Origin of the sequence: Halonotius roseus, assembly GCF_006861655.1 — an archaeon.
GTDB lineage: Archaea > Halobacteriota > Halobacteria > Halobacteriales > Haloferacaceae > Halonotius > Halonotius roseus.
Window position 1 is genome coordinate 586,301 of record NZ_SESI01000001.1, and the last position, 24,783, is coordinate 611,083.

At 63.6% G+C, this 24,783-nt stretch carries 25 protein-coding genes and 3 tRNA genes; 12 read left to right on the forward strand and 16 right to left on the reverse strand.

The features are described from left to right. The first annotated feature begins 165 nt into the window (after positions 1–165). Complete coding sequence (gene argS / locus EWF95_RS03150; RefSeq protein ID WP_142442606.1) at positions 166–1,923, forward strand: arginine--tRNA ligase; 1,758 nt, start codon at positions 166–168, stop codon at positions 1,921–1,923. Here argS and EWF95_RS13455 read toward each other — a convergent pair whose 3' ends face one another. The 3 genes from EWF95_RS13455 to EWF95_RS03160 form a co-directional block, all read right to left on the reverse strand. Next, positions 1,924–2,061, reverse strand: a complete 138-nt coding sequence (locus tag EWF95_RS13455; RefSeq protein WP_185911683.1) for a hypothetical protein — start codon at positions 2,059–2,061, stop codon at positions 1,924–1,926. A gap of 39 nt (positions 2,062–2,100) precedes the next feature. Then, positions 2,101–3,855 (reverse strand): cell division ATPase MinD, encoded by a 1,755-nt coding sequence (gene minD, locus EWF95_RS03155; RefSeq protein ID WP_142442607.1) that lies wholly within the window; start codon positions 3,853–3,855, stop codon positions 2,101–2,103. A 298-nt stretch (positions 3,856–4,153) separates the two neighbouring features. Next, positions 4,154–4,226 (reverse strand) — tRNA-Arg (locus EWF95_RS03160). Between the two features lie 205 nt (positions 4,227–4,431). Here EWF95_RS03160 and EWF95_RS03165 point away from each other — a divergent pair. From EWF95_RS03165 to EWF95_RS03175, 3 genes are all read left to right on the forward strand, one after another. After that, positions 4,432–5,961, forward strand: a complete 1,530-nt coding sequence (locus EWF95_RS03165) for a single-stranded DNA binding protein (protein WP_142442608.1) — start codon at positions 4,432–4,434, stop codon at positions 5,959–5,961. 149 nt (positions 5,962–6,110) lie between these two features. Continuing rightward, entirely contained in the window at positions 6,111–6,542 is a 432-nt protein-coding gene (locus tag EWF95_RS03170) for a histone (protein ID WP_142442609.1), read from the forward strand. Beyond that, the gene (locus EWF95_RS03175; protein WP_142442610.1) at positions 6,542–7,549 is read left to right on the forward strand and encodes a histone deacetylase family protein; all 1,008 of its coding nucleotides are present in this window, start codon (positions 6,542–6,544) and stop codon (positions 7,547–7,549) included. Before EWF95_RS03170 ends, EWF95_RS03175 begins: the two co-directional genes overlap by 1 nt. Before the next feature lie 15 nt (positions 7,550–7,564). On the opposite strand, the gene cca is transcribed toward EWF95_RS03175, so the two are convergent. Then, a complete protein-coding gene (cca, locus tag EWF95_RS03180; RefSeq protein ID WP_142442611.1) occupies positions 7,565–8,920 on the reverse strand; it encodes a CCA tRNA nucleotidyltransferase in 1,356 nt (451 codons plus the stop codon). Positions 8,921–9,019: 99 nt separating this feature from the next. Between cca and EWF95_RS03185 the strand changes: the two genes are divergently transcribed. Together EWF95_RS03185 and EWF95_RS03190 are read left to right on the forward strand one after the other, a co-directional pair. Beyond that, positions 9,020–9,092: transfer RNA gene (locus EWF95_RS03185), tRNA-Asn, on the forward strand. Positions 9,093–9,665: 573 nt separating this feature from the next. Further along, a tRNA-Ile gene (locus EWF95_RS03190) sits at positions 9,666–9,740 on the forward strand. Positions 9,741–10,249: 509 nt separating this feature from the next. Here EWF95_RS03190 and EWF95_RS03195 read toward each other — a convergent pair. The 5 genes from EWF95_RS03195 to EWF95_RS03215 all read right to left on the reverse strand — a co-directional run bounded on the left by EWF95_RS03195 (position 10,250) and on the right by EWF95_RS03215 (position 15,383). Next, positions 10,250–11,116 carry a DUF2250 domain-containing protein gene (locus EWF95_RS03195; protein ID WP_142442612.1) on the reverse strand — a complete coding sequence of 289 codons (867 nt, stop codon included), beginning with the start codon at positions 11,114–11,116 and terminating at the stop codon, positions 10,250–10,252. Positions 11,117–11,148: 32 nt separating this feature from the next. After that, complete coding sequence (locus EWF95_RS03200) at positions 11,149–12,438, reverse strand: hypothetical protein (protein ID WP_142442613.1); 1,290 nt, start codon at positions 12,436–12,438, stop codon at positions 11,149–11,151. Positions 12,439–12,591: 153 nt separating this feature from the next. Beyond that, positions 12,592–13,119 carry a hypothetical protein gene (locus EWF95_RS03205; RefSeq protein ID WP_142442614.1) on the reverse strand — a complete coding sequence of 176 codons (528 nt, stop codon included), beginning with the start codon at positions 13,117–13,119 and terminating at the stop codon, positions 12,592–12,594. Between the two features lie 361 nt (positions 13,120–13,480). Continuing rightward, entirely contained in the window at positions 13,481–14,728 is a 1,248-nt protein-coding gene (prf1, locus tag EWF95_RS03210; RefSeq protein ID WP_142442615.1) for a peptide chain release factor aRF-1, read from the reverse strand. A gap of 100 nt (positions 14,729–14,828) precedes the next feature. Then, on the reverse strand, positions 14,829–15,383 hold the full coding sequence (locus EWF95_RS03215; RefSeq protein ID WP_142442616.1) for a response regulator: 555 nt from the start codon (positions 15,381–15,383) through the stop codon (positions 14,829–14,831). Positions 15,384–15,479: 96 nt separating this feature from the next. Between EWF95_RS03215 and EWF95_RS03220 the strand changes: the two genes are divergently transcribed. Beyond that, positions 15,480–16,091 carry a DUF309 domain-containing protein gene (locus EWF95_RS03220; protein ID WP_142442617.1) on the forward strand — a complete coding sequence of 204 codons (612 nt, stop codon included), beginning with the start codon at positions 15,480–15,482 and terminating at the stop codon, positions 16,089–16,091. A gap of 43 nt (positions 16,092–16,134) precedes the next feature. Here the strand turns inward: EWF95_RS03220 and EWF95_RS03225 are convergent, their stop codons facing one another. Beyond that, complete coding sequence (locus EWF95_RS03225) at positions 16,135–16,695, reverse strand: hypothetical protein (protein ID WP_142442618.1); 561 nt, start codon at positions 16,693–16,695, stop codon at positions 16,135–16,137. Positions 16,696–16,818: 123 nt separating this feature from the next. Between EWF95_RS03225 and EWF95_RS03230 the strand changes: the two genes are divergently transcribed. Next, positions 16,819–17,790, forward strand: coding sequence for a phosphoadenosine phosphosulfate reductase family protein (locus tag EWF95_RS03230; RefSeq protein WP_142442619.1), 972 nt, complete (start codon positions 16,819–16,821; stop codon positions 17,788–17,790). A gap of 196 nt (positions 17,791–17,986) precedes the next feature. Here the strand turns inward: EWF95_RS03230 and EWF95_RS03235 are convergent, their stop codons facing one another. After that, the gene (locus tag EWF95_RS03235; protein WP_142443139.1) at positions 17,987–18,376 is read right to left on the reverse strand and encodes a type II toxin-antitoxin system VapC family toxin; all 390 of its coding nucleotides are present in this window, start codon (positions 18,374–18,376) and stop codon (positions 17,987–17,989) included. Between the two features lies 1 nt (position 18,377). Next, positions 18,378–18,614 carry an antitoxin VapB family protein gene (locus EWF95_RS03240; protein WP_142442620.1) on the reverse strand — a complete coding sequence of 79 codons (237 nt, stop codon included), beginning with the start codon at positions 18,612–18,614 and terminating at the stop codon, positions 18,378–18,380. Between the two features lie 146 nt (positions 18,615–18,760). Between EWF95_RS03240 and EWF95_RS03245 the strand changes: the two genes are divergently transcribed. The 4 genes from EWF95_RS03245 to EWF95_RS03260 are packed head-to-tail and all read left to right on the forward strand — an operon-like array spanning position 18,761 to position 20,404. Further along, complete coding sequence (locus EWF95_RS03245) at positions 18,761–19,474, forward strand: diphthine--ammonia ligase (protein ID WP_142442621.1); 714 nt, start codon at positions 18,761–18,763, stop codon at positions 19,472–19,474. A 60-nt stretch (positions 19,475–19,534) separates the two neighbouring features. Next, a complete protein-coding gene (locus tag EWF95_RS03250) occupies positions 19,535–19,810 on the forward strand; it encodes a ribbon-helix-helix domain-containing protein (protein ID WP_142442622.1) in 276 nt (91 codons plus the stop codon). Then, positions 19,803–20,066 (forward strand): type II toxin-antitoxin system RelE family toxin, encoded by a 264-nt coding sequence (locus tag EWF95_RS03255; RefSeq protein WP_142442623.1) that lies wholly within the window; start codon positions 19,803–19,805, stop codon positions 20,064–20,066. Before EWF95_RS03250 ends, EWF95_RS03255 begins: the two co-directional genes overlap by 8 nt. Positions 20,067–20,110: 44 nt before the next feature. Next, complete coding sequence (locus tag EWF95_RS03260; RefSeq protein ID WP_142442624.1) at positions 20,111–20,404, forward strand: transcriptional regulator; 294 nt, start codon at positions 20,111–20,113, stop codon at positions 20,402–20,404. Positions 20,405–20,434: 30 nt separating this feature from the next. Here EWF95_RS03260 and EWF95_RS03265 read toward each other — a convergent pair whose 3' ends face one another. The 4 genes from EWF95_RS03265 to EWF95_RS03280 all read right to left on the reverse strand — a co-directional run bounded on the left by EWF95_RS03265 (position 20,435) and on the right by EWF95_RS03280 (position 24,755). Then, complete coding sequence (locus EWF95_RS03265; protein WP_142442625.1) at positions 20,435–21,127, reverse strand: type 1 glutamine amidotransferase domain-containing protein; 693 nt, start codon at positions 21,125–21,127, stop codon at positions 20,435–20,437. A 103-nt stretch (positions 21,128–21,230) separates the two neighbouring features. Then, complete coding sequence (locus EWF95_RS03270) at positions 21,231–22,550, reverse strand: HEAT repeat domain-containing protein (RefSeq protein WP_142442626.1); 1,320 nt, start codon at positions 22,548–22,550, stop codon at positions 21,231–21,233. 56 nt (positions 22,551–22,606) lie between these two features. Continuing rightward, a complete protein-coding gene (locus tag EWF95_RS03275; RefSeq protein ID WP_142442627.1) occupies positions 22,607–23,449 on the reverse strand; it encodes a polyprenyl synthetase family protein in 843 nt (280 codons plus the stop codon). A 55-nt stretch (positions 23,450–23,504) separates the two neighbouring features. Further along, on the reverse strand, positions 23,505–24,755 hold the full coding sequence (locus tag EWF95_RS03280) for a helix-turn-helix transcriptional regulator (RefSeq protein ID WP_142442628.1): 1,251 nt from the start codon (positions 24,753–24,755) through the stop codon (positions 23,505–23,507). Positions 24,756–24,783: the final 28 nt, after the last annotated feature.

Genomic DNA, 24,783 nt, shown 5'->3' on the forward strand with positions numbered 1-24,783 from the left:
CGTATATGGAACGCATCTCAAAACCGTTATAGACTCGCCGTCGAAGAGAGATTGCCAGTCGAAGTCGCCGTCGCTGTCTTGCTGTAGACGGCCCGCGTTGAAGACCCCTCGGATCGTGGCTGTCGGTTCGGAAGGCCCTTTAGCACCGACCGGAAACCCGACGGCATGTTCAGAGCCTTTCGCGCGGAGGTCGCCGACGCCCTGACGGCGGGCCTGGAGTCACTTGAGTTGCCGACCGGCGACCTCGGGGTCGAGGAACCACCCGAAGATCTTGACGCGACGCTGGCCTCAAGTGTCGCCTTCCGGCTGGCCGGCGAGCTGGAGACCGCGCCACCACAGGCCGCCGCCGAACTGGCCGCCGCGATCGAGCCGGCCGACTACGAGTACATCGGTGCGGTGACGACGAAAGGGCCGTATATCAACTTTCAGACGACCGACCGATACCGACAGGAGACGGTCGAAGCCGCCCACGCCGCCGACTACGGCCGGCTGGACGACCGCGAGGAGTCGGTCGTCGTCGAGCACACGAGCGCGAACCCGACCGGCCCGGTACACGTCGGTCGCGCCCGGAACCCGATCCTCGGCGACGCCGTCGCCAACACCCTCGATATGGCCGGCTACGACGTGGAACGCCACTACTACGTCAACGACGCCGGCCGCCAGATGGCCGTCTTCACCTGGGCCTACGAGAAGTTCGACGAAAGCGACCTCGACAGCGAGCCCGCCCGCGATCGCGCCGAGTATGATCTGGTGCGCTACTACCGCAAAGGAAACTCGTTCCTGGAAGACGCCGACGACGACGCCGTCGACGACGCCGAGGATGAGATCGCCACGATCATGCAGGGACTGGAAGCCGGCGACGAAGACACCTACGACCGGGTCGGCGAGGTCGTCGACACCGTGCTGGGCGGGATGAAGGGCTGTCTCGCCCGCCTGCCCGCCGAGTTCGATGAGTTCGTCAAGGAAACACGGTTCATGCGGGATGGCTCGACCGACGATGTCGCCGCCCGGCTCAAAGACAGCGAGTACGCCGTCTACGACGAGGAGGCCTGGCAGCTCGAATTGGACGCGTTTGACATCGACAAAAACCTCGTCTTCCTGCGTTCCGACGAAACGAGCCTCTATACGACCCGTGACCTTGCTCACCACGAGTGGAAGTTCGACAACTTCGACCGCGCGGTGACCGTTCTCGGTGAGGATCACAAACTCCAGGCCCGCCAACTGCAGGCGACCCTCGAGATCCTCGGCAACGATCCCGACCGGCTTGACGACGTGATCTACTCGTACGTTAATCTCCCGGAGGGGAAGATGAGCACCCGCCGGGGAACCGGCGTCATGCTCGATGATCTGTTGGACGAGGCGATCGACCGCGCCCGCGAGGAGGTCGAGGATCGCCTTGACGACCGCATCCGCGACGACGAACTCGACGAGGAGGATATCGAGCGCATCGCCCACCAGGTCGGGATCGGTGCGGTGCGCTACGATATCGTCTCGAAACAACCAACGAAAGGAATCACGTTCAAATGGGAGGAGGCACTCGATTTCGAGGCCCAATCAGCTCCCTACGTCCAGTACGTCCACGCCCGCTGTTGTGGGATTCTTGCGGAGGCCGAGGGCGAGCCAACCATCGACGACGTCGACATCGAAGCACTGTCGACACCGGAAGAAGCCGCGCTGATCGACGCCATCGCCCGATTCCCGGCGGTTATCGAGGACGCCGCCGACGAGCTCACCCCACACCGCGTGGCGACCTACACCCGCGAGATCGCCGACGCGTTCAACGCCTTCTATCGGTCGTGTCCGGTGCTGTCGGCCGACACAGAAGCGACCCGCCGCTCGCGGCTCGCGCTCGTCGCCGCCGCAAAACACACCGTCGCCAACGCCCTGACCGTCCTCGGCGTCGAAGCCCCCGACTCGATGTAGCTACGCGATCGGCGGTACCAGCAGGATGCTCCCGCCGACAAAGTAGACCGAGCCGATCGCCGCACCGAGCGAGATCAGGATGAAAAGCACGATCCACCAGAACGGAACACTGCCGTCACTGCCGTCAACATCAGCCATACACCGGCTTCCCCACGCCGTGAGTAAGAACGTATCGCTCTAGCCGAAAAACAGCCGCCGGAAGAACCCCTTTTCGTCGTCGTCATCGTCGTCAGTCGCTGCCGTGTCCTCAAAGGTCGACTCCTCGGGGGGCGATCCGAGTTCGGTTGTCATCGATTGATCGTCGTCGACTCCCGGCGAGGATTCGCCCTCGGCATCGGGGATCAACGGATCCTCGTCGGCGTCGGTGGGCTCGTCGTCCGCATCGGTAAACGGAACCGCTGCGTCGCTCGGTTTCTCGTCGACTGCCGGCTCGGTATTAACCGCATCCGGGGTGGGTGGTGAGTCGGCGTCAACAGCCGCGTCTGCATCGATCGGCGTGGACTCCTCGGTGATCTCGTCGGCGAGATCGGCAACGGGGGAGGCCCCGTCCGCCTCTGTCGCCTCCTCGGCGATCGGCTCGGTTGGTGGCTCCGATACCGCGCCCTCGTCGATCTCGGAGGAGGAATCAACCGACACCGGCTCCTCGACTGGATCCGATGGTGACAGTTCGGGCTCGCCGTCGGCGGCGTCGTCGGCGTCGTCGGTCGAATCTGATGATAGTGGATCAGCATCGGCATCGTCGTCGGTCGATGTCGACATCGCCTCATCGGGTTCGGTGGTGGATGTCGCATCGTCAGCAGGCGGCTCAGCTGCGGGTGTCGACGACTCGCCGTCGGCATCAGCCAGCGAGGTCGCCTCGTCGGCAACAGCATCGTCGACATCGCCCGCGGTGCCGGTGGCCGCTTCCGCCCACTTTTCCTCCGCTTCGGTGATGGCTGAATTGTCGGTCGATTCGCTGGTGTCGGTGGTATCGGTCGACTCGGTAGTGTCGGTGTGATCGGCTGCTGTGTCAGCCGGTTCAGCGTCGGTATCGGTCGATGTCGGATCGGGCTCAGTCGGCGTGGAATCAGAGCCGGTGTCGGCCAAGCTGGAATCGGTGTCAGCCGCGGTGGTCGGTTCGGCTGGTGTGTCGGCCGGCTCGCTGTCTGTGGTTGTGTCGGCCGACTCGCTGTCCATGGTCGCCTCGGCTGGTGGTGTCGTTGACGGCGCGTCGGAGTCCGCCGGGGCCGCGGGCTCGACACCGGTGAGTTCGGCGACCAGCTCACGGTAGGCCTCGGCGGCGGGGCTGTGCGGGGCGTACGTCGACAGCGGTTCGCCGACAGCGACGGAATCACGGACGGCTTCGTCCTCAGGGATCGATCCCAACACGGGTGCCGCGAGGGTACCGGTAGCGAGCTCCGAGACCGGCGTCGACGGCTCGGTTCGGGTGATGACCGCGCCGGCGACGGTGCCACCGAGCTCCTCGGTGAGCTGGCGGGTTTTTTCCGTATCCCGCAGCGCGTCCCGTTCCGGCGTCGACACCAACAGCACCTCATCGGCCAGCGACAGCGGGAGGCCCGTCTCGTGGCTGACACCCGCCCCGACATCGATCAGGACGTAGTCGGCCTGTGAGTGGGTGCGGAGCACCGACGGCAACTCCGCGGGGTCGGCCGACGCATACGACGAGAGGGCGGTGTCGCCGGGGACGACATAGACACCGCCTGGGCCTTCGTAGGTTGCTTCGGAGGGGGTGGCATCGCCACGAAGCACATCGTGGAGCGTTGTCGGTGGTGACTCGATGCCGAGGGCCGCGCCGAGATTTGCCATGCTGATGTCGCCATCGATCACCACGACATCGGCCCCAGTCTCGGCGAGAATCGCCCCCACGTTTGCCGTCGTCGTCGTCTTGCCAACGCCCCCTTTCGCGCTGGCGACCGCGAAGACCTGTGCCATACAGATTGTGTACCACGACGTGAATATAAAAGGTGTCCCTCAATGCCGTGTTGTGGGTAGAACAGTCGCATGTTCGCCACCTAAAACAGCCTGACGGGTGCCCGGGTTCGATCGATGACGGTCGTTCTCACAGCCTCTTGGAATCCAGTCTGTCGACACAGAACTCGCCACACTCAGGGTTGCTTTGTCGGCGAGAAGTCCTGACGGAGTCCTGCGCGAACGGAGTGAGCGCAGGGCACGTCAGGACGTGAATGACTGAGCGACTGCTGAGCGAAGGGAAGCAGTCCGAAGGAATGAACGTCCTGACGGAGATTTGAACTCCGGTCCCTGGCTCCGCAAGCCAAGAGGATAGTCCACTACCCTATCAGGACTCATCTCTCAGTACCCGTGGTTTACTTAAGACGGTTACGGTACGGCGGCCACCCCACCTGAGGTTTTTATCCGATCCCGACACACCCCCGCTATGCGGCAGGAAAACACGGCGACTGTGGTGCGATCGGCGGCGACGCAACAGGCCGCGGGATCGGCGCAAGGACAACGCTTAACCGGGAACTTCCCCTGCGACTGTGTATACCTATGGGTGTCATAGCGGACGAGTACGAGGCCCTCGACACCGACGTGTCGCTCGAAGAGTTCCGCGAGGCCGTCGAGGACAAGGTCGAACAGATGGGCGGGTTGGCCGACGAGGAGACGGCCGCGAAGCTGATCGCCCACGAGCTGAAAGACCAGCAGGTCAACGGCATCGCCGACATCGAACCCGGGATGGACGAGGTGAAATTCCTCGGCAAGGTCGTCTCGATCGGCGATCTCCGGACGTTCGAACGCGACGAGGAGGACGCCGAGGACGGCCGCGTCGTCAACCTCGAAGTTGCCGACGAGACAGGCCGAATTCGGATCTCGATGTGGGACAAACAGGCCGTCTCAGCCGTCGGCGACCCCGAATCAGGGACACACGGCGAGATCGAGATCGGCGACGTGTTGCGGATCGCCGGCCGGCCGAAGGAGGGGTACAACGGCGTTGAGGTCAGCGTCAACAAGGCCGAACCCGAGGAGGACGCCGAACTCGACGTTGAGACCCAAGAGATGTATCGCGTCGAAGATCTCTCGATGGGGCTGTCGGATGTCAACCTCAAGGGCACGATTCTCGATGTGGGCTCGGTTCGTACCTTCGACCGCGACGACGGCTCGGAGGGACAGGTGTCGAATCTGTCGGTTGGCGACCCAACAGGCCGGATTCGCGTGACGCTGTGGGATGAGCAGGCACCCCTGGTCTCGGAGTTCACCGACGGCCAGTCCGTCGAGATCGTCGACGGCTACGTCAAGGAACGGGACGGCAGCCTCGAACTCCACGTTGGCTCCCGCGGCGCGGTCGAGACCATCGACGAGGACATCGAGTACATCCCAGAGACAACGGATATCGAGAGCGTCGAGATCGGCCAGACGGTCGACATCGCCGGCGGCGTCATCGAGACAGACTCAAAACGCACCTTCGACCGCGACGACGGCTCGGAGGGGCAGGTTCGCAACATCCGGCTGCGCGACGAAACGGGCGATATGCGGGTCGCGCTGTGGGGCGAGAAGGCCGACAAAGACATCGAGTTGGCCGACCACGTCCTCGTGACCGACGCGGAGATCCAAGACGGGTGGCAGGACGATCTCGAAGCCTCCGCCGGCTGGCAGTCGACGGTGACCGTCCTCGACAGCGAGGCCGATACCGGTGGGGCGGCCGAATCGACAGGGGCCGACAGCGAGTCGACGACGAGCACCGAAAGCGGCCTCTCGGCGTTCGAAGACGCCGGCAGCGACGAGAGCGACGCGTCGGCAGGGGATGACGGAGAGCCTGCCGAGGCTGCGACAGCAACGCCAGGAGCCGACGGGGCGACCGGCGGCGAGACCGGCGGCGGGGGTGGCGGGGCCGCGGCGACGCAGGTCGCCGAGACCGTCGAGTTCACCGGCACCGTCGTCCAGGCCGGCAGCCCGATCATCCTCGATAACGGCACCGAAACCCGGCAGGTCGAAACCGACACCGAGCTTCGGCTCGGCGAGGAGGTGACCGTCCGCGGCACCGAAACCGACGGAACGATCGACGCCGAAGACGTGTTCTGATCGACGCCGGTAACGTTCCGTATCGCCGGATGTGATCGCCGCCGGTAGCAGTCCGTATCGCCGGACGTGGGTGTCACCAGCAGGGGCGACCGCCGGCGACAGCGAGCACAACGGAAAGCATTATACGACCCACAGCCGGCTATGTGGGTATGAGTGTCGAGTTGCCGTTCGCCCCGGTTGATGCGATTATTCGGCGGAACGCTGACTCACTACGGGTGAGTGCCGACGCCGCCGAGGCGTTGGCCGGCCGCGTGCAACGCCACGGGGCAACGCTGGCGGCGTCGGCCGCCGAGACGGCAACCGCCGACGGGCGAAAAACGCTGATGGCGAGCGATTTCGGCGTCGAACAGGTCGTCGACCGCGAGAGCCTCGAACTTCCGATCGCGCCGGTCGACCGGATCGCCAGACTCGAGATCGACGACAGCTACCGGGTGTCGATGGACGCCCGGATCGCCCTGGCAGACATCCTCGAAGATTACGCCGACAACGTTGCTGCCGCCGCTGTCACCCTCGCCCACCACGCCGATCGACGCACCGTACAGGCCGATGACATCGAGACCTACTTTTCACTCTTCGAATAATGCAGTTCGGCTACAGCGAGGTGTGTCTGGAACACGATACCGGCGATCGACACCCCGAAACGGCCGATCGGCTGCGGGCGATCCGGCGGGCCCTCAAACACAAACACCACGTCGACTACCAGGACGGACCGGCGGCGACCCGCGAGCAGATACAGGCTGTCCATCGCGGAACCTACCTCAACGAACTCAAGCGATTCTGTGAGGATGACGGTGGCAGTTGGGATCGTGATACGGTCGCCTCCGAGGGCACCTGGGATGCCGCCCGCAAGAGTGCCGGCCTCGCGCTGTGGGCCGCCCGGCAGGCCCTCGATGGGGCCGACGGCCGCCAGACCCCGTTTTCGCTCGGGCGACCGCCGGGCCATCACGCGGTTAGCCACAAGGCAATGGGGTTCTGTTTCTTCAACAACGCCGCCGTCGCCGCCCAGACATTGCTCGATGAGGACGCCGTCAACCGGGTCGCTATCTTCGATTGGGATGTCCACCACGGCAACGGCACCCAGGATATCTTCTATGACAGCGACGAGGTGTTCTACGGCTCGATCCACGAGGAGGGGATCTACCCCGGCTCCGGCGATGTCGAGGAAACCGGCACCGGCGACGGCGAGGGGGCGACGCTGAACGCACCGCTGCCGGCCGGGGCTGGCGACGCGGACTTTCTGCACGTCATCGACGAGGCCCTCGGGCCCGCACTCGCCGACTTCGATCCGGATCTCGTCATCGTCAGCGCGGGCTTTGATGCCCACGAACACGATCCGATCTCCCGACACCGTGTGACGACAGAGGGGTACGCGCTGTTGACCGATCGGTTGCGGTCGATCGGCGACGCCAGCGACGCTGCACTCGCGTTTGTGTTAGAGGGCGGCTACGGGCTGGATACGCTCTCGGAGGGGGTTTCGATGGTACACGAAACCTTCGACGGCCGGGAGCCGATCGCCTGTGAGGACGAGCCGGATACATCGACCGTCGAGATCACCGACGAGCTCCGAGACCGGCTTGGGATCGAGTAGCGTCGCTATCAATTGTTACGGATGTGGCTCGAAGTACGCCGCTAGCTCGGTGCCGAACTCATCAGCTAGCGTTGCCACCGCCTCGCCCCAGAGTAGCTCATAATCGTCAGCAAGCGCGGTCTCGACCTGCGCGCCGAGGGCAACCTCGAAGATCGCGTCGCTGTCGAGATAGTCGCGGGCATCGGTCACCTCACGTGGGCGTTCGACGACGTAGCGATCGCCGTCGAGAAACGGGCCGTAGACCGTGTCGTCGTCGACGTAGCTCTCGAAAAATCCCTCAGCGTGGTCGCGGACAGCCACCGGCGGCCCCTCGTGGCGTTCGATCGCCGGCCGGGTCGTGTCGGCGAGTTCGACCAGCAGGACGCTTCGGTCGGCGTCGGCGATGGCTGTCGATCGGATGACGCCGAACTCGTGGCGTTCGAGCCCGTCGACAACGCCGGCCAGTGATTTGCGGAGTTGGGGATACAGCTGATCCTCGACGATATCGGGCGTCTCGAAGCTGATAGCGGCGGCAGTCGTCTCGCGGTCGGCGAGATGCGCCCGGACAGCCTCGCGGTCGAGACCAGCGGGTTTCGACCCGAAAAACAGCGTCTCGCGCGGATCGGCCAGCAGGTCGCGGGCGTAATGCTGGAGCCGAGCGAGGTTCGTCGCCGAGAGCACGGCCGCGACGTTGCGCTCGGGATCGGTCGGGTCGATAACGGTAAGCGGGTCGTCGAAGGATTCGGTGCCGTGCTCCTCTGGGTCGAGGGTTATCGGTGGATGCCAGTCGGCAGCAGCACGGAGCAGGGGGGCGATGCCGCCGTATTCGACAACAAGAAGCTCGGCCAGATAGCCGGAAAACCCCTCGGTGCGGAGATCGCTCCCGTAGGCGTCGATCCCCTTGAGAAAGCGTTTGAACACGCGGATATCGCGGGCGAGGTCGTCATCGAGGCGGGCGTCGATATACCGCGTGTGAAACGGGGTGCGGTCGACCGCCGAGCGGATGCCGGTCGCGCTGTCGACGGCGTAGCAGGGGACGAGATCGACCGCGAACCCCTCGTAGCTGCCGGTAACATAGGGGTGTTCGGCGTACTCCTCGTGGCCCTCGGGGAGCACCTCGTGGCCGATAGCGAGGCCGAGGCGTTCCAGCTCGGCGCGGTCGTAGTCGGTTGGAAAGCGGACGAAAAGATCGATGTCGCGGTCGCCGGCGAGCCACGTGCCACGGGCGGTCGAGCCGACCTGCAACACGTCACCATCGATATCGTGGTCGGCGAGGGCGGCCTCGGCGCGGTCGGTGAGCGTCGCCGCTGCGGCGGCCAGCCGCTCCCGTTCGTCGCTGTCGGGGGTGACGCGTTCGGCAACGGTAGCAAGGACGCGCTCAAGGGTCGGCATACACGCCGTTTCAGTATCGGCCGTCGAAAGGATGTCGCTTCCGTCGGTGGAAAAACGAAAGCCCTATTAAAACGATCCGACTACCCCATGACGCGTTGGGCCGTCGTAGCTCAGATGGTAGAGCACCTCGCTGTTAACGAGGTGGTCCCAGGTTCGAGCCCTGGCGACGGCGTCTTCTCCTGCGACAACTCACGAGGAGCTTGGCTCCGAGTAACCACTGTCACAGGTGTGGTCGCTCAGAAAGGGCTCGCGCAGACAAGTCGCAGCACCCGAGCGAAGCGAGGGTGATCGTCTTGGCGTGTTCGAGCCCTGGCGACGGCGTGTTTTCTCGAACAACTACGTGAGGAGCGTCGGCTCCGAGCAGCACTGTGAGAGAAACACGTTCAGAAAGGGGTCGAGCAGCCGAGTCGCAGCGCGCGAACGAAGTGAGCGCGACCGTCTCGGTGAGTTCGAGCCCTGGCGACGGCGTCTTCTCCTGCGACAACTCACGAGGTGCTTGGCTCCGAGTAACCACTGTCGCAGGTGTGGTCGCTCAGAAAGGGCTCGCGCAGACAAGTCGCAGCAGCCGAGCGAAGCGAGGGTGATCGTCTCGGTGAGTTCGAGCCCTGGCGACGGCGTGCTTTCTCGAACAACTACGCGAGGAGCGTTGGCTCCGAGTCTCGATGAGTTCGAGCCCCGGCATTGTCGCTGCGTTCGTTCGAAAACTCGACACTCTCATATAGGGCCAGTCGGTATCAATCGGGTAGGGCCCTTAGCTTAGTCTGGTAAGAGCGCCGAGCTCATAACTCGGTGGTCATTGGTTCAAATCCGATAGGGCCCATCACCTCGACGCACAGTGTACGATAAAATAGTCAGCACTACCCTGCTACGACGGGCGAATCCCGAGCGTAGAGTGGCGTCAGGGTAGTGCCGACGGGCTGATGCCTCGGTTCTCAGTGCTGAACATTGCAAGCCTGTGTCCGTAGGCCACTTTCACAGGCTGTACCCAATAGGATCGGGAAGATCATATTAAAACTGTGGCGCAAATTATCGTTTTTGAAAAACCAACACCGATGAGATCGCTAAAGGCGACTCTATGTACCCCCGTAACTTCCCCCTAGAAGTTTTGCCCCCGACGAAACTGCAGTCAGGGGTTGCCATCTGGCATCGGGATCAGGCGTTCCATGTTCAACACTGATAACCGAGACACCAGATAGGCAACTGTCTATTAACACGCATGGGTAATAAATTCAACGGTTAGAACAACGGCAAACCGGCAGGGGGAGGCAACACGCTACGTCGCCACTAGAGCACAGCAAATCCCGTCGATCACCACGTCGAGCACAGCAGTTACCCGCTCTCAAGCTCGCGGAGCAGCGTTTCAGCCCGATCCGTCGTAACAAAATACGTATGCTTGCGGTGGGTTTCGTCTTTGGGCTTCAGCTTCCGCTCGCTGGCTTTGATCGTGCTGCCCTCGTAGTCGGTCACCAACCCGACCCGCCGGAGCGCGCGGTACAGATGCCGAACGTACTCGAACTCCATCCCCAGCTCCTCGGCGGTCATCCGGGCGTAGTCGGGCCCGCCGCGAGCGAGGCGTTCCGCCAGCCGCCGTCCGTCGGGGAGGTGTCGCAGGACGTTCAGCTGTCCCTCGCGCTCGCCGAGAAATCGCAGCAGGTGGTCGCCCTCCCGGGAGAGCCGGTAGTAGGTGTGATGCTGGCGAACCTCGTCAGCCTGCTTGGCCTTGACGCGGCGTTGTTTGACGGTGCCAGACTCGACGCGCTCCAGCAGGCCCGCCGCAAGTAGCTCCTCGCAGAGCTCCTCGACGTGGCCGCGGTCAGCGTCGAGATGGCCCGCCATCGACCGCGGGTAGTTGCCTTCGACCCGATCAAGATGATAACAGAGCAGATAGGCGACCGGATCGGCCGGCAGCGGAGCCAACTGGCCGACGATCTCGCGTTTCCGTTCGAGTTCGGCTTCGAGTTCCTTCGCGCGCTCGTAGCGGCTTTCGGCGTTGCTCGCGGGGTCGGCATGAAGATCGAGCGTGATATCGAGTGGCTCACCCTGCGGGGAGTCCAGCGTCACCGAAAGCTCGCCGTCGTCCCAGTGGTCGCCGGACTCCTCGCGGGCCGATTCGAGGCGGGTTTCAACCTCCTGATACCGCGTCATGATCGTATCCGCCTCGCGGCGCAACCGCTCGATTTCGGCGTCCGAGACCATGCTAGATGTGGTTTGAAATGATCCTCAGTCCGTTACAGTTCGTGCCCACAGGCACACTTCCCGATACAGTACGTCGTCTCCGCCGTCGACGCCGCAAGCCCGAGTCGCGCGAGTGCGACGGCCGCGGCCGACGTTGAATCGGTCGGCGGCCGCACCGTCGCGGCGGTCGCGCCGTAGGGGCCCGGGCCCACGTCGATCCGCTCGACGATCTCGCCCACAGCGTGGTCGATGACCGCTACCTCGTCGTTCGTCTGTACCGGCACGTAGAGCTTCGTTTTCGCCGGGTTCCACGTTCCGACAAACGCCGAGCCGCCGAGATCGAGGCGGTCGGTCACGCGGCCGCCGTCGAGATCGATCACGCTCACGTCGTTGCTGCCGGGTGTGAACACGTAGCCCGTCTCGCTTTCGGGGCCGATCTCGCTGGTCAGCGCGCCGCGGCCGAGGCCGTCGTCGGTCGTCAGCCGGGTTCGCTCGGTCGGATTGGCGGGGTCGCTGCAGTCCCAGATGCTTTCGGTACCTTCGCCCTCGTTGTGTTCGACCAGCATCGTCTCGCCGTCGGGGGCGATCGTCGCCATCCACGGCGCGGCCGCGTCGGCGACGACGCCCTCGACTGCGATCTGTGTCTCGATTTCGAAGGGGTCGATGCTGAGGACGGTCAGCGTGTCGCCGAAGAGATCCGGCACGTAGGCGTACTCGCCGTCAGGATGGATCGTCACGTCACACGGGCCGGGGCCGTCGTTGCCGCCGCGGCCGCCCTCGTCGGCGCGGTCGAGTTCGCCCGTTACCTCGCCGAACGTCTCGGAGTCGCGGTCGGCGTCAACCCGGTAGTTGGTGTGGCTCGGCTCGCGTGCGCTGACGACGACATGGCTCCCGTCCGGTGTTTGCTCCTGCCAGTTCGCCCCCGACCCGGTGTCGATGCGAGCCGCTTCCTCCAGCCCACCGACCGTCAGCGCGCGGACGCCGCGGTCGACATTGAGCCAGAGCAGATCGGTGGCAGCGTCGGTCAATGCCGGGGTGTACTGGTTCGACGGAAACGACGACGAAAGCCCGATCGCTCGGGAGCCGACGACTTCGTTGGTCGCGGGATCGATCAGGCTCACCGTCCCGTCGCCGGTGTTGAACACGAAGACGGTCGGCTCGTCGCCGGGTTCCGTTGACGCCGCCGTGTCGTCATCGCTACGGCCGTCGCCGGCACAGCCCGCGGCAGCGACCGCGCTCGCGGTGGCTCCGCTGGCCAACAGATGTCGACGAGATACGCCGTCGCGGCCGGCCCTGGCATCGCCGCGGTTCGGATAGAGGGGATCAGGTGGCGACTGTGTCACATTAGCCGTGTCACACCGGAGTGCCGAAGTGGTATCGGTGGCGGCAGCACCCGCGACGAGCGCGGTTCGACCGCCCGGTGCAGCGATCAACGGCGTGGGTGACCGAATACGAAACAGGATCGTTCAGCCAAGCCGGCACGGAAACAGCCGCGATTAGCTCCCGTTTAGCGTAGCGTTGTCTGTTTCGTTGTCAGCCATCTCATCATCGGTTTCGTTGCCCATCGTTTCGTTATCGGTTTCGTTTTCCATTGTCCCGTCATCGGTCGTCTCGTTGTCAGCCGAATCATCATCCGTCGACTCGTCGTCGGTCGTGCCGTTATCCATCGTCTCGTCATCAGTTTCGTTTTCTATCCCCCCGTCGTCGGTCGTCTCGTTGTCAACCGAGTCATCATCGGTCGTTTCGTTATCCATCGCCTCATCATCAGTTTCGTTGTCAGCCGAACCATCATCCGTCATCTCGTCATCGGTCGTACCGTCATCCGTCGTTTCGTCATCAGTCGTACCGTCATCAGTCGTACCGTCATCCATCGTCTCATCATCGGTCGCTCCGTCATCGGTTGTACCATCATCCGTCGTCCCATCGGTCGTTTCATCATCGGTTCCGGTGTCGGTACAGCCGGCGAGAGCGATCAGTGCGGCACTACCAGCGACTTGAAGTGTCCGTCTGCGGGTTGGGGACATGGAATTCAGTATCGGGTGCTAACAAAAGAAGTTTGCAATCTGACACCAAACCCGGTTGCGATCCTGTTTACAGTCGCTCACTATCCTGATATTTCACGGGGACGCATGGTGGACAAGCCGAATGTAGACAGCCCCGGATTTCGACGCTACACGACGGGCGCGCGGGTTCGGATGGTTCGCTATCGAGTCTCTCAGACCAGAGAACAGTTCTCAACAAAACCAAAGCGACAAACCACTTCCACCGGTATCGACTCGGCTCTCGTGTGATGCCGGACGGTACGGCCGTGAGACGATCTCCGGCAAAGACGACCGCCGGCAAATGTGGGAGCTTTCTGATCGATCTACCGGTCGAACCGAGGAGTTAGACGCCGGTCGAGTACCGCAGAATGCCCGCGATCCCACCGAAGGCGTTGTAGAGCTGTTCGCCCTTCTCGAAGTCACTGGAGATGAACTTGACCTCGGTGCCGCGCTGTTCGGCGATCTCGATCAGATGATCGATCACGTCCTCGCGCTCGACGACCTCGGCGGTCGCACCGTCGTCGCACTCGTGGTCGGGGATGTCGTGGCGGCGATCGACGAGCTCGTACTCCTCGGTACCGTCGCAGTCGTAGACGACCACATCCTGGCGGAGATCCTCGGAGATGAGCAGCCGATCGACCGACCCCATCACGAGGTTTCGCCGGGTCGGCTCGAAACCGTAGGTCGCCTCGTCGCCGTCATGGAGGTTCTCGAAGAACTCCTCCATCTGGTTTTTGTCCTTGACGACCTCTTGATCGGCCAGCACGTCGCTGGCGGAATCAACGAGATCGTGGAGCCCGGATTCGTCGGTGTAGGCGACATCGAACTTGCCGAGCACCATATCCTGGAGTTCGTGGTGGAGGTAGTCGCCGTCAACGAACTCATCTTTCGTCGGCGAGGGGCCGCCGATCAGGATGCCGTCGAGATCATGGCGTTTCGGCACCATCAGCTCGTCGGCCATCTCGGCGATCTCCTGATAGAAGTTGTCGATCGCTTCCAAGCGCAGGCGGGCAAACCGCTGGGCGGACTGACCACCCTTTCGCTGCTTGCCGGGCACCAGCGAGGAGGCGGATTTCACCGGCTCGACGCGCTTGCCTTTCAGCCAGCCGACGTTGGCCTCCCGGCGGTCAAGGACAATCAGTCCAAAAAGGCCCTTGTCGAGCAGCATGTTTTCCAGCGGCTCGGTCAAAAATGCCGAATCGCAGTGATACCGGAACGACTGGATCGGCTCGGACGGCGATTCGAGCACGCGCGTGATCATCTCGGTTTGGCCGCCGCCGGAGTCAACAGCCCCCGAAAAGATCACGATCCCGTTTTCCGGCGGGAAGGTGTCGTAGTAGCGGAGGCGATCTTTGATCGAGGTGAGCGCGTCCTGGACGTTCGTCCGGGTCTGTTTGGATTTGATGTTTGCGGCCTCAGAGTGTTCCTGGATGACGTGTTCGACAACAGAGGAGATCTGCTTGTCGTCGGGGATGTAGATCGTGACGAGCTGGGTGCCGGAGCCTTCGAACTCCTGGAGTTCCTCGATAACCTTCTTGAACTCGTATTTTCGCCGGTCGTCGCCGGCCTGCTCGTCGGCGTCCGTACTCATTGGCGGTATATCGCCCGGCTGCGGGTAAGTATGCTTTGGGTCCGATAGATCGCGGTTCGACCCTTCGGATCGATAGATCGCGGTTCGACCGACCCTGCGATTACTCCAACAGATCGGTGACGCTGCTGTCGTCAAGCTCGGCGATCGTCTCGTCGAACTCCTCTTTGAGCTCCGCCAGGCGAGCTTCAAGCTCGGCGAACTCCTCGTTGTCGTCGAGCTCTGTTTGGGTATGGGCCTCCCGGAGCACATCGTAGGTCTCGGCGGCCGCGTTGTACTCGGCGACAAGCTCCTCGTATCGCTGTTTCAGGAACGCCTGCTCGACGGCATCCAGCAGTTCATCCGTCGAGACAGATTTCGTGAGATAGCCATCAAACGGGAGGTCGATGATGTCCGTGTCGGGATCGATCGCCGAGACGAGGATGACCTGAAACTCAAGCTCCCACTCGTCGATCCGTTTGATCACGTCGTCGCCGGCCATCCCGGGCATCCGGCGATCCAACAACACCAGATCGACATCCGGGCCGAGTTTTGTCAGTGCTTCCCCACCGCTGGTTGCGACCTTCGTCTCGTAGCGATCCTCAAGGCGAAGGGCGTACGACTCCGCGAGATCGGTCTCATCGTCGACGACAAGGATGGTCTTCGGGGATTCAGTCATACCGAAACACCCACGCAACCACCAAAAAATCTTGCTGCTTCGAGCCTCAGTCGATAACCCCGGCAAGGGTTTGTACCGCCGTCACAAAACGCGGCCATGGACACCGCGTTGCGAGCCGGCCTCGCCCTCTACACCGCCGGCGACTACCACGCCGCCCACGAACCGTGGGAGGAGACGTGGCTGGAGCTCCCCGACGGCGACGACGAACGCCTCCTCCATGGGTTGATCCAGTTCACCGGGGCCGTCTATCACGCCCGCGATCGGAACTGGGACGGCGCGGTCGGCCTCGCCGGACAGGCCCAGAGATACCTCACCCCGTTGCCAACGCCCTACCGCGGTATCGACATCGACAGCGTGATCGCCGCACTCCAAACACTCGAAGCCGACCCCGAGATGATCGAGCGCGGCCCAGCCCCGCCGCTGTGCTATCGGGGACAGGAACTGACGGCGGCCGACCTCGAAATCGAGGGGATCACGACCGTTGCCGGCGTCGTCGCCGCCGAATACGACGCCTACGAGACGGCCATCATCGAGCGCGCGGTCGAGTACGCACGCGAGGAAGTCACCGGGTCGGGGTCGCAGTTTATCGGCCTACTTACCTCGTTCGTCGACGACCGCGATCACCGTGGGATCGTCTACGATCGGCTTCGACAGAACGTCGAGAGACGACAGGCAAAGCGAGAGGATGTCTCTGGGCTGTTTGAGTGAGTTGTCGCCCGTGGCGGCGGCGTCGACCCGGCGACAAGGCAACCTACCGGTTGTTTTCGAGAACCGCCCATCCGACGCCACCGATACCAGCACAAACAGCCGGATAGATGACGCCGGCGAGGATGATCGCGGCTGTGAGATCCGGGCCGCCGGTAGCTCCCCCGACAGTGATCTCGAACAGCAGCCCACCAACCACGGTCAACAGCAGATACCCCGGCAGCAGCGTCAGCCCGGCAAGACCGCCGGATGCGGGATCAGTAGCGGCTTGCTGCCGAGAGATGAGCGCGCCACCAGCGATCAACAGCACCACCGGAACCAGATACAACGCTGTCGTGAACCCGTTGTCGCCGCCGATGTAGGCCGTGGTCTGGCTGCCGAGAATCGGGATATCGAGGACGACATCCACGAAGTGAGCGTTGTAGAACACCCAGCCGACCAGTTCGTGAGTTGCCGGCGCGCCGTCAAGCGTTTCGATGATCCGGTTGAGCGGTGAGTCCCGGAGGTTCGGTGCGACGAGGAGGTACGTGATCGCGTAGCCGGCGAGCCACGGGAGAGTACCGATGAGGCTGCCGGTCGCAATCGAGCGAGGGTCGAGCGATGCCATCGGTGGGTTGATGTGCGCCAGTGGGAAAACGCCATGGCTTGGGTACGCGCTGTGTGGCAACTACTGACACCGAAATCGGCTGTCATAAGACCTTTATTTCGCCTAATTAGATGTCATTACACGATGTCAGCAGACTTCCCAGAGTACCTCGATGTCGATTACACCGACGGCGAGGGCGAAGATCCGGCCGACTATCCACGACTGCCCGATAAGATCGAAAAGGCGATCGACGTGACCAGAGCCGGTCTCGAACAGTACGACAACCCGGCGGTCATGTGGACCGGCGGCAAAGACTCGACGCTGACGCTGTACTTCATCAATCAGGTCGCCGAAAAGTACGGCTACGAGAAGCCGACGGCGGTCTTCATCGACCACTACCAGCATTTCGATGAGATCACCGACTTCATCGAACACTGGGCCGACGAATGGGACATCGACCTCGTCTACGCCCGCAACGAGGATGTGGGCAGCTACGTCGACGAACACGGCCTCGAACCCGGCGACGACATCCCGGTGTCGGAACTCTCCGAGCACAACCAACACCACGTTCGGGAGATCCTCGAATACGAAGAGGACAGCTTCCCGTTCCTGCTGGACACCTACGTCGGCAACCATCTGCTGAAAACCGTCGCGCTCAACGACGCCCTTGAGGAACACGGCATCGACGGCGTCATCTCCGGCGTCCGGTGGGATGAACAGGAGGCCCGCGCCGACGAGACGTTCTTCAGCGCGCGCCACGACCCCGACATCTACCCGCCGCACGACCGCATCCAGCCGATCCTCCAGTTCGACGAAGCCGACGTGTGGGATGTGTTCTGGAACTACGTCGTCCCGGACACCGTCGAGGCGTTCCCCGAGGATGGCTACGTGCCCGAATCCGCCGACGACCTACCGGAAGGCGTCGAGCAGGACGACGTGCCGATTTCCCCGAAGTACTTCGCCGGCTTCCGGAGTCTCGGTAGCGAAGTGAGCACCGAGAAGACGACCGACGAGCCCGCATGGCTGCAGGATCTCGACAACACGACCGAACGCGCCGGTCGCGCCCAGGATAAGGAGGACCTGATGGAGCGACTGCGCGATCTCGGCTACATGTAGGCGTCGGCGACGAATTTTCGCCACCACAACGGCTTTTTTGTGTTGATCGTTTTTCCGGAGCGACAGTCTCAGCCACCGACCCTGTACGCACAGCGGACACCCGCCGAGCGCTCCTGTGAGTCCCCGGCGGTGCAGCAGTATAGGTGACGATCCCCGGTATACCGAACAGCTCTACTTCGACGGCGAGTGGCGCGCTCTAGTACGTTTCTACCTCGACGCCCAACCGTTCGAAATCCGCCAAATTGCGAGTGAGTACCGGTTCCTCGACCACAGCAGCAGTCGCAGCGATGATCACGTCACCGTCGTCGACAGCGTTCCCCTCGTTCACGAGTCGCCCCGAGAGTCGACCGGCTTTCCGCATGACTGCGGTATCGGCCGGATGGACGGGTTTCGAGGAGAGCACGGTCTCGACTTGCTCGCGTTCCGCATCCGACTGGGTCGACCGTTCGATCCCGTAGTAAAGTTCGAACAGCGTCATCGAGGAGAGTCGCTGCTGGACGAGGTTCGCTTCGAGTTCGCGGGCCTTCGAGATCGCCCCCTCGTCGCCGTTCATCAGGTCGATGAAAAACGTCGTATCCAACAGCACGCTAGGCACCCTGCATCTCGTCGGCCACATCCTCCAACGCGGAGTGTCGGCGTTCCCGTCGCTCTTCGATGGCGGCTTCCATGGCAGCAGCCTCCTCGTCGTCGAGAATCCCGGCCAATTCGAGCAGCGAGTGCTCTCCTGCGAGCCGGAGCACGACATCGGTAAACGTCTCGTCCTCCTTTTTGTGGGCTTGCAGGCGTTCGTACGCCTCGTCGGAGAGCCGGATGTTTTTGGACATCTGCACACGGGTGTATGCAGCCTACCGACTCAAATCTTCCCCCGATATCCGTGGCTGCCAGTGTTGTTGCAGTCGGCGCGTGAGGCTCTACTGCGCCCCCATCGGTAACCAAAGCCGGTATTACCCCGGCTGCCGTCCCTGACTGTATGACAGATGCGTGGGTGAGCCTCTTTTCTGGCGGCAAGGACTCCTCGTGGGCACTGTACCAGGCCCTCGAAGAGGGGTTGAACGTCGAGCGATTGCTGACGGTGCATCCCTCCGAAGACTCGTATATGTACCACGTCCCCGAAACCCAACTCGCCAGCGTTGCCGCCGAGAGCATCGGGATCGATCTCGTCGAAGTCGACCCCGGCGATCTAGCGGCCGGCGACGCCGACGACTCGGCCGCCCAAGGCGACGCCGAACTCGAACCGCTGGAAGCGGCCCTGACGGAACTCGCCGACGACATCGACCTCGCGGGTGTCACCGCGGGAGCCATCGAAAGCGAGTTTCAGACCAACCGAATCCAGGAGATGTGTGACCGCCTCGGGATCGACCTCTTTGCCCCCCTATGGCAGCGCGATCCCGAGGCACTGGCCGCCGACATGCTGGACGCTGGTTTTGAGATCACCATTCTTCAGGTTGCGGCCTACGGCCTAGACGAATCGTGGCTCGGTCGCACGCTCGATGCCGACGCCATCGACGACCTCCGGGAACTGAACGACGAGTACGGCGTCCACCTCCTCGGCGAGGGCGGCGAGTTCGAGACATTTGTCACTAATGGCCCGCACATGGATCACCGGATCGAACTGGCGTACGACACCGAATGGAACGGCGACAGCGGCCGCGTGCGGATCACTGACGCGAAGTTGGTCGAGTGACCGAATCAGGAAAAATCAGTCCAGCGAACGTTTTTATGTGATACCAGTGTATCACAGCACATGAGCACCGAGCGCGAGCAGGGCGACGACCGAATGGCGAAGATCAACGTTCGGGTGCCGGAATCGTTACTCGATCAGATCGACTCGGCATGGAAACAGCGCGGCTACGCCAGCAAATCCGAGGCGATCCGCGACGCGCTCCGTGAGTGGGTAGACGACCCGGCAGCACTCTCCGAGGAGACACTGGCCGCACTCGAAACGAGCCGCGAGCAGATCGATAACGACGAAACAGTGTCGGCCGCGGAGGCACGCAAGCGATTAGGACTCGATGACTGAGGTCAGCTACACCGAGAAGGCCATCGGCCAGTTGGACGCTCTCGAAACCCAGACGGCGGATCGAATACTGTCGAAGGTCGACGATGCAGCCGAGTGGCCGGATCATCACCTGAAATCACTTCGTGGGTTTCCATACTACAAACTCCGTATCGGCGACTATCGTGCCATCATCTCGTGGGATCCCAACGGCGATACCCTGCGTGTCGAAGCCGTCGGCCACCGACGAAACGTCTACGACCGACATCTACCGCCCTGAGTCTGCGAGATGCGTTTTTGTTCCTGCGAGCCATGGAACTGTGTATGACCGATTCCACGCGCCGTGAACAACTGGCCGACCGTCTCGGCGAGGGGCCAGCAACCGCCAGCGAGCTCGCCACCGAACTCGATACGCCGGTCTCGACAATCTACACCGACATCCAACACGTCGCCCGATCGACGCGGTACGCCGAGGAGCGGGAGTTTCTCGTCGCACCACCAGAGTGTGCAAACTGCGGGTTCAGCGGCTACGACGATCCGATCAACTACCCCTCGCGCTGTCCGGAGTGTCGCAGCGAGGATATCGAGGAAGCGGTGTTCAAAATCGACGCAGAATAACGAAACGCGATCGGTGCGAGCCGTTGCTGCTTAGGCTGTTGCTTCGATCCCGAGTTCAGCCAGGAGCGTCTCGGCGGCCGCACCGGACGAACCCGGCCCCCGAGCCGTGATCAGGTCGCCGTCGACGGTGACGCTAGTATCTTCGTCGAGTTCAGCGTCCCAGTTCGCGCCGGCAGCGATAACCTCGTCTTCGACCCAGTAGGGGAGTTTCCGGCCGTCGTCCATCAGATCGTGGTCGTCGACGATCCCCTCCTCCCACTCGTTGGGGAAGCCGGTTACATCGCGGCCAGCGACGAGATACTCGCCGTCGTCGGTACGGGTGAAGCCGAGCAGCCCGACAGCGTGACAGACGACGAGTGCGGTGCCATCGTCGCCGGCGACGGCGTCAGCCAAGAGGTCGCGGGCGTGGCGATCCGTGTTGATATCCCACATCGTGCCGTGGCCGCCAGGGAAGACGACGGCGTCGTAGTCGGCGGCGTCGACAGTCGTGATCGACACCGGGTTCTGGAGGCGGTCGTCGCTTCCGTCACATTCCAGCACCCGTTCGGCGAGTTCCTCGCCGACCTCGGCGGGATCGACCGATCGCTCATCGACGACCGGCGGCTCGCCGGTCGGGGTCGCAACGTCGACCTCGACACCGGCCTCGTCAAGCCGGAGCAGCGGTTCGATACATTCCTCGCCCCAGTAGCCGTGTTCGCTGACGACAAATAGTGCGTTTGGCATCGCTTTAGGTATGGGCTCCGGACTGAAAAGCGGCGTCTCAGAATGACTGACAGCTTCCGGGGCGATCACAGCAGCGCGGAGCTACAGCTACCGAGCAGTCGGCTTAGGCGTTCGGCACCGCGGCGTCGAGTTCCTCGCGTGCCTTATCGAGTTCGGTCTGCACGACAAACGTCTCGTCGCTACCGTGATCGACAACAGCCTCAAGGGCGCGTTTCGTCCCGATCTGCCGAAGTGCCCACGCGGCTTGGGCGCGGACGTTCGCGTCATCATCGGCTTTCAGCGTCTCCGACAGCGGCTTGATCGCGCGGGTGTCGCCGATGAGCCCGAGCGCGCGGGCGGCCTGCGGGCGAACCACGTCGTTGTCCATCAGCAGCTTGTCGGCCAGCGGCTGGACGGCGCGCTCATCGCCGAGCTCGCCGAGCGCGCGGAAGGTGACCTTCTGCAGCGGCGCGTCGCTGTCGGCATCGACGTACTCGATCAGCGTCTCGACAGCCTCGGTCGCACCCATCTTGCCGAGAATCCGAATCGCGGGTTTGTCGCGTTTCTCCGCGCGGGCGAGCATCGTCTCGACGGCCTCGTCGGTCGCGGCAACCGGGCCCATCCGTTCGAGCGAGTCAAGACAGTGTTCCTCCATGAAATCCGAATCGAGGCTGTCGAGGGCCATGAGAACCATGTCGGTGTTACCGCGCTTCTCGTGTTCCTTGAGGGCGGCCCACTCCATCGGGTAATCCTTGGTGTGACCGAGCACGTCGTAGTAGCCCTCCGACTGCAGTGTCTCTCGTACCGAGAGGTCAGCCCACTCTTGGGCGGCCTCAAGATCGCTTTCGAGCGTGTCGGTCGCGTCGACCAGCGCGGCGATCGTCTCATCGTCGGCGTCAGGATCGAGATCGGCTCCCGACACGGCATCGGCCAGCGCGTCAAGGGTGTCGCCGGTGTCAGCGATGGTTTCAGGCTTGCCTGCGTCGGTGTCGACCTGCTCGCTGACAGCGTCGACGAACGCGCCGACGGCGTCGACAACTTCGCCCTCGCCCTGTTCGGTCCAATCGCCGTCGTCGATGGCGGCTGTCGCCGACTCGATAGCGTCGGTCACGTCGGTGGCGTAGGGGCCGCGCGCCGCTTCGAGGTCGTCGCGGAGCTCGGCAAGCTGGGAGCGAGCCGCCTCGTGGGGGTCTTCGGGCTCCTCCTCGTCGTCCTCGTCAGCCTCCGGCACCGGCGGAATGGCGTCGTCGATGGCGTCCAGCGTCGCTTCCACGTCGTCGAGCTCGGCCTCCGTCGCTGCGTCATCGAGCGTCTCGGCGGCGGCATCGAGCCGCTCCTCGATATCCTCGGTCGTTGCCAACTCGGTCGACGCCTCATCGGTCGCGTCGTCAGCGTCGGTTGACGCGGTGTCGGCCTCGTCGGTCGCGTCGTCGCCGTTGCTCATATGTCACACACTGCGGGCGATAGTCAAAAGAGCGTTTCCATTGTGCGGTGTCGCCGCTATCGCTCGCGGACGACAACAAACTCCGCGAGATCGCGGAGATATGCCGCAGCATCGGTCTCCGGGAGGTCGACAGCATCGAGAGCTTCCAGGGCGCGGTCGGACTGATCGCGTGCGCGCTGATCGCCTTCCGCGGCCGTCAGCTCCGTGATCTGGATCAGCGACGGGCGATCCATCGTCTCGTCTTGACCGGCTGGCTTCCCGAGATCGGCCGTGCTTGCGGTCGCATCCAACACGTCGTCGCGGATCTGGAAGGCAACCCCAACTCGTTCAGCGTACTCACCGAAGGCCTCGACCGTTTCCGGGTCGGCACCGCCGGCGACCGCGCCGAGTTCGGCCGAGGCCCGAAACAGCGCGCCCGTCTTTCGGCGGGCGAGTGTCATGTATTCGGCCTCGGTCGTTGGCCGCGCCGCGAGCTCGGTCGCCTCGCCTTCCCCGAGTTCGACCATCGCATCGGCGACGATCTCCATGGCGCGCTCGTTGCCGGCAAACAGCGCGAACGCCTCCCCGAGCAGCCCGTCGCTGGCGATGATCGCCGGCCCGAAACCGAACTCGGCCCACGCACTCGGCGTTCCCCGGCGGGTATCCGAGCGATCGATGATGTCGTCGATGACCAACGAGGCGTTGTGGACGAGCTCAATCCCGGCCGCGAAATCGATCGCCTGCTTGCGGTCGCCGCCGACAGCCTCACAGGAGAGGATCGTCACCGCCGGCCGTACCCGCTTGCCGCCGGCAAGCACGACGTGACCGAGTTGGTCGGACAGGGCGTCGGGGTCGGCGGCATCGATGACCGCCTCCAGCCGGTCGTTGACCAGCCCGACCCGACGCTCCAGATACTCCATAGGTTCGGTAGTCGACCTGCGGCAAAGTAGGTGACGGAAGGATACCGGATCGGTTCTACGACTGCGGGTCGCTGTCGTCAGCGGCCGAGGTGTCGTCGGCAGCATCGCCAGACTGCTCGTCGCCCGGCTGACCGTCGCCACCGCTTGCCTGATCATCGCCACCTGACTGATCGTCATTACCGGTGGCATCGACACCCGGCAGCGTGATCAGGTTCTCCCGGCCGATCCGGAGCTTCGAGACGCGATCCTCGGCGGCCATCGACGACAGCAGCTGTGAGACCTTTGCATCCGACCAGTTTGTCTTCTCGACGATGGCGGCCTGCCGCATCCGCCCGCCGTTGCGCTCAAGCAGGCGTTCGACCCGCTCGTCGTCGGCCAACAACGAGAGATCCTCCTCGGGTGAGTCGGGCTCAGCCGGTTCCTCGGTCGGCGCGGTCGGCGCGGCCGTCGCGGAGTCGTCGTCACCGTCACCTGGGAGAACGCGCTCGCGGACGGCGATACTGTCGTTGCGGCGCAACAGAACGGCGACACCGATGATCATCGCGGCGAGGATCACCGCGACCCCAACAAACCGCAGCGCGCCGGCCCCGAACACCGACTCCTCGAAGGAGATCCGGATGTGGTCGTTGGCGCTGAAGGTTCGCGGCCCCTCGATCTCGACGGTGTTGTCGGCGAACGGAACGTTCGCGCTCGTGATCGCGTAGCCGCGGGGCGTGGTGATACGCAGTACCTGGTCGTCCTCAAGCGTCGACAGCCACGTGCCGCCGGGGGTGCTCAGTGCGTCGTTGAACACGAGCTGTTCGTCGCCCGCGTCGGCGAGGAAGTTCGTCCACGTGAACGACAGCTCAAGGCGGCCGGTCGTCCCGCGGCGAACCGCGTCGTAGCTCGGGTTCTCGACGGCCATCTCCCGGTCGGTGGCCTCGCTGGCGCGGGCGGCGAGATTCTCATACAGCGCGGCGGTCGGCCCGAAATCAGCCTCGCCGTTCTGGTAGGCGGCCGCGAGCTCGTCGAAGGCCGTCTGCTGGTCGTCGGTTTGGAGATCATAGACGACCGTCACCGTCCAGTCAGCACTCCGATCCGGCTGGAGGGCCACCTCGAATGTCGTTGTCGGCTCGGCAACGCCCGCGGCCGCCAACGCGGAGCCGTCCGGGGGCGTCGTCTGAGCGATCGGCTGGGCCGCGGTGCTGTCGGCCGCCGCGTCGATCGATGCCGGCGACGCGGTGTCGGGCGAAACAGCGGCCACGGCGGTTGGAGGGGCGACGGCGAGGCAAACGAGGAAGACCACCCCGAGGGCAACAAACCGCATTACCGGAGCCTCACAGTCGCCGCGGAAA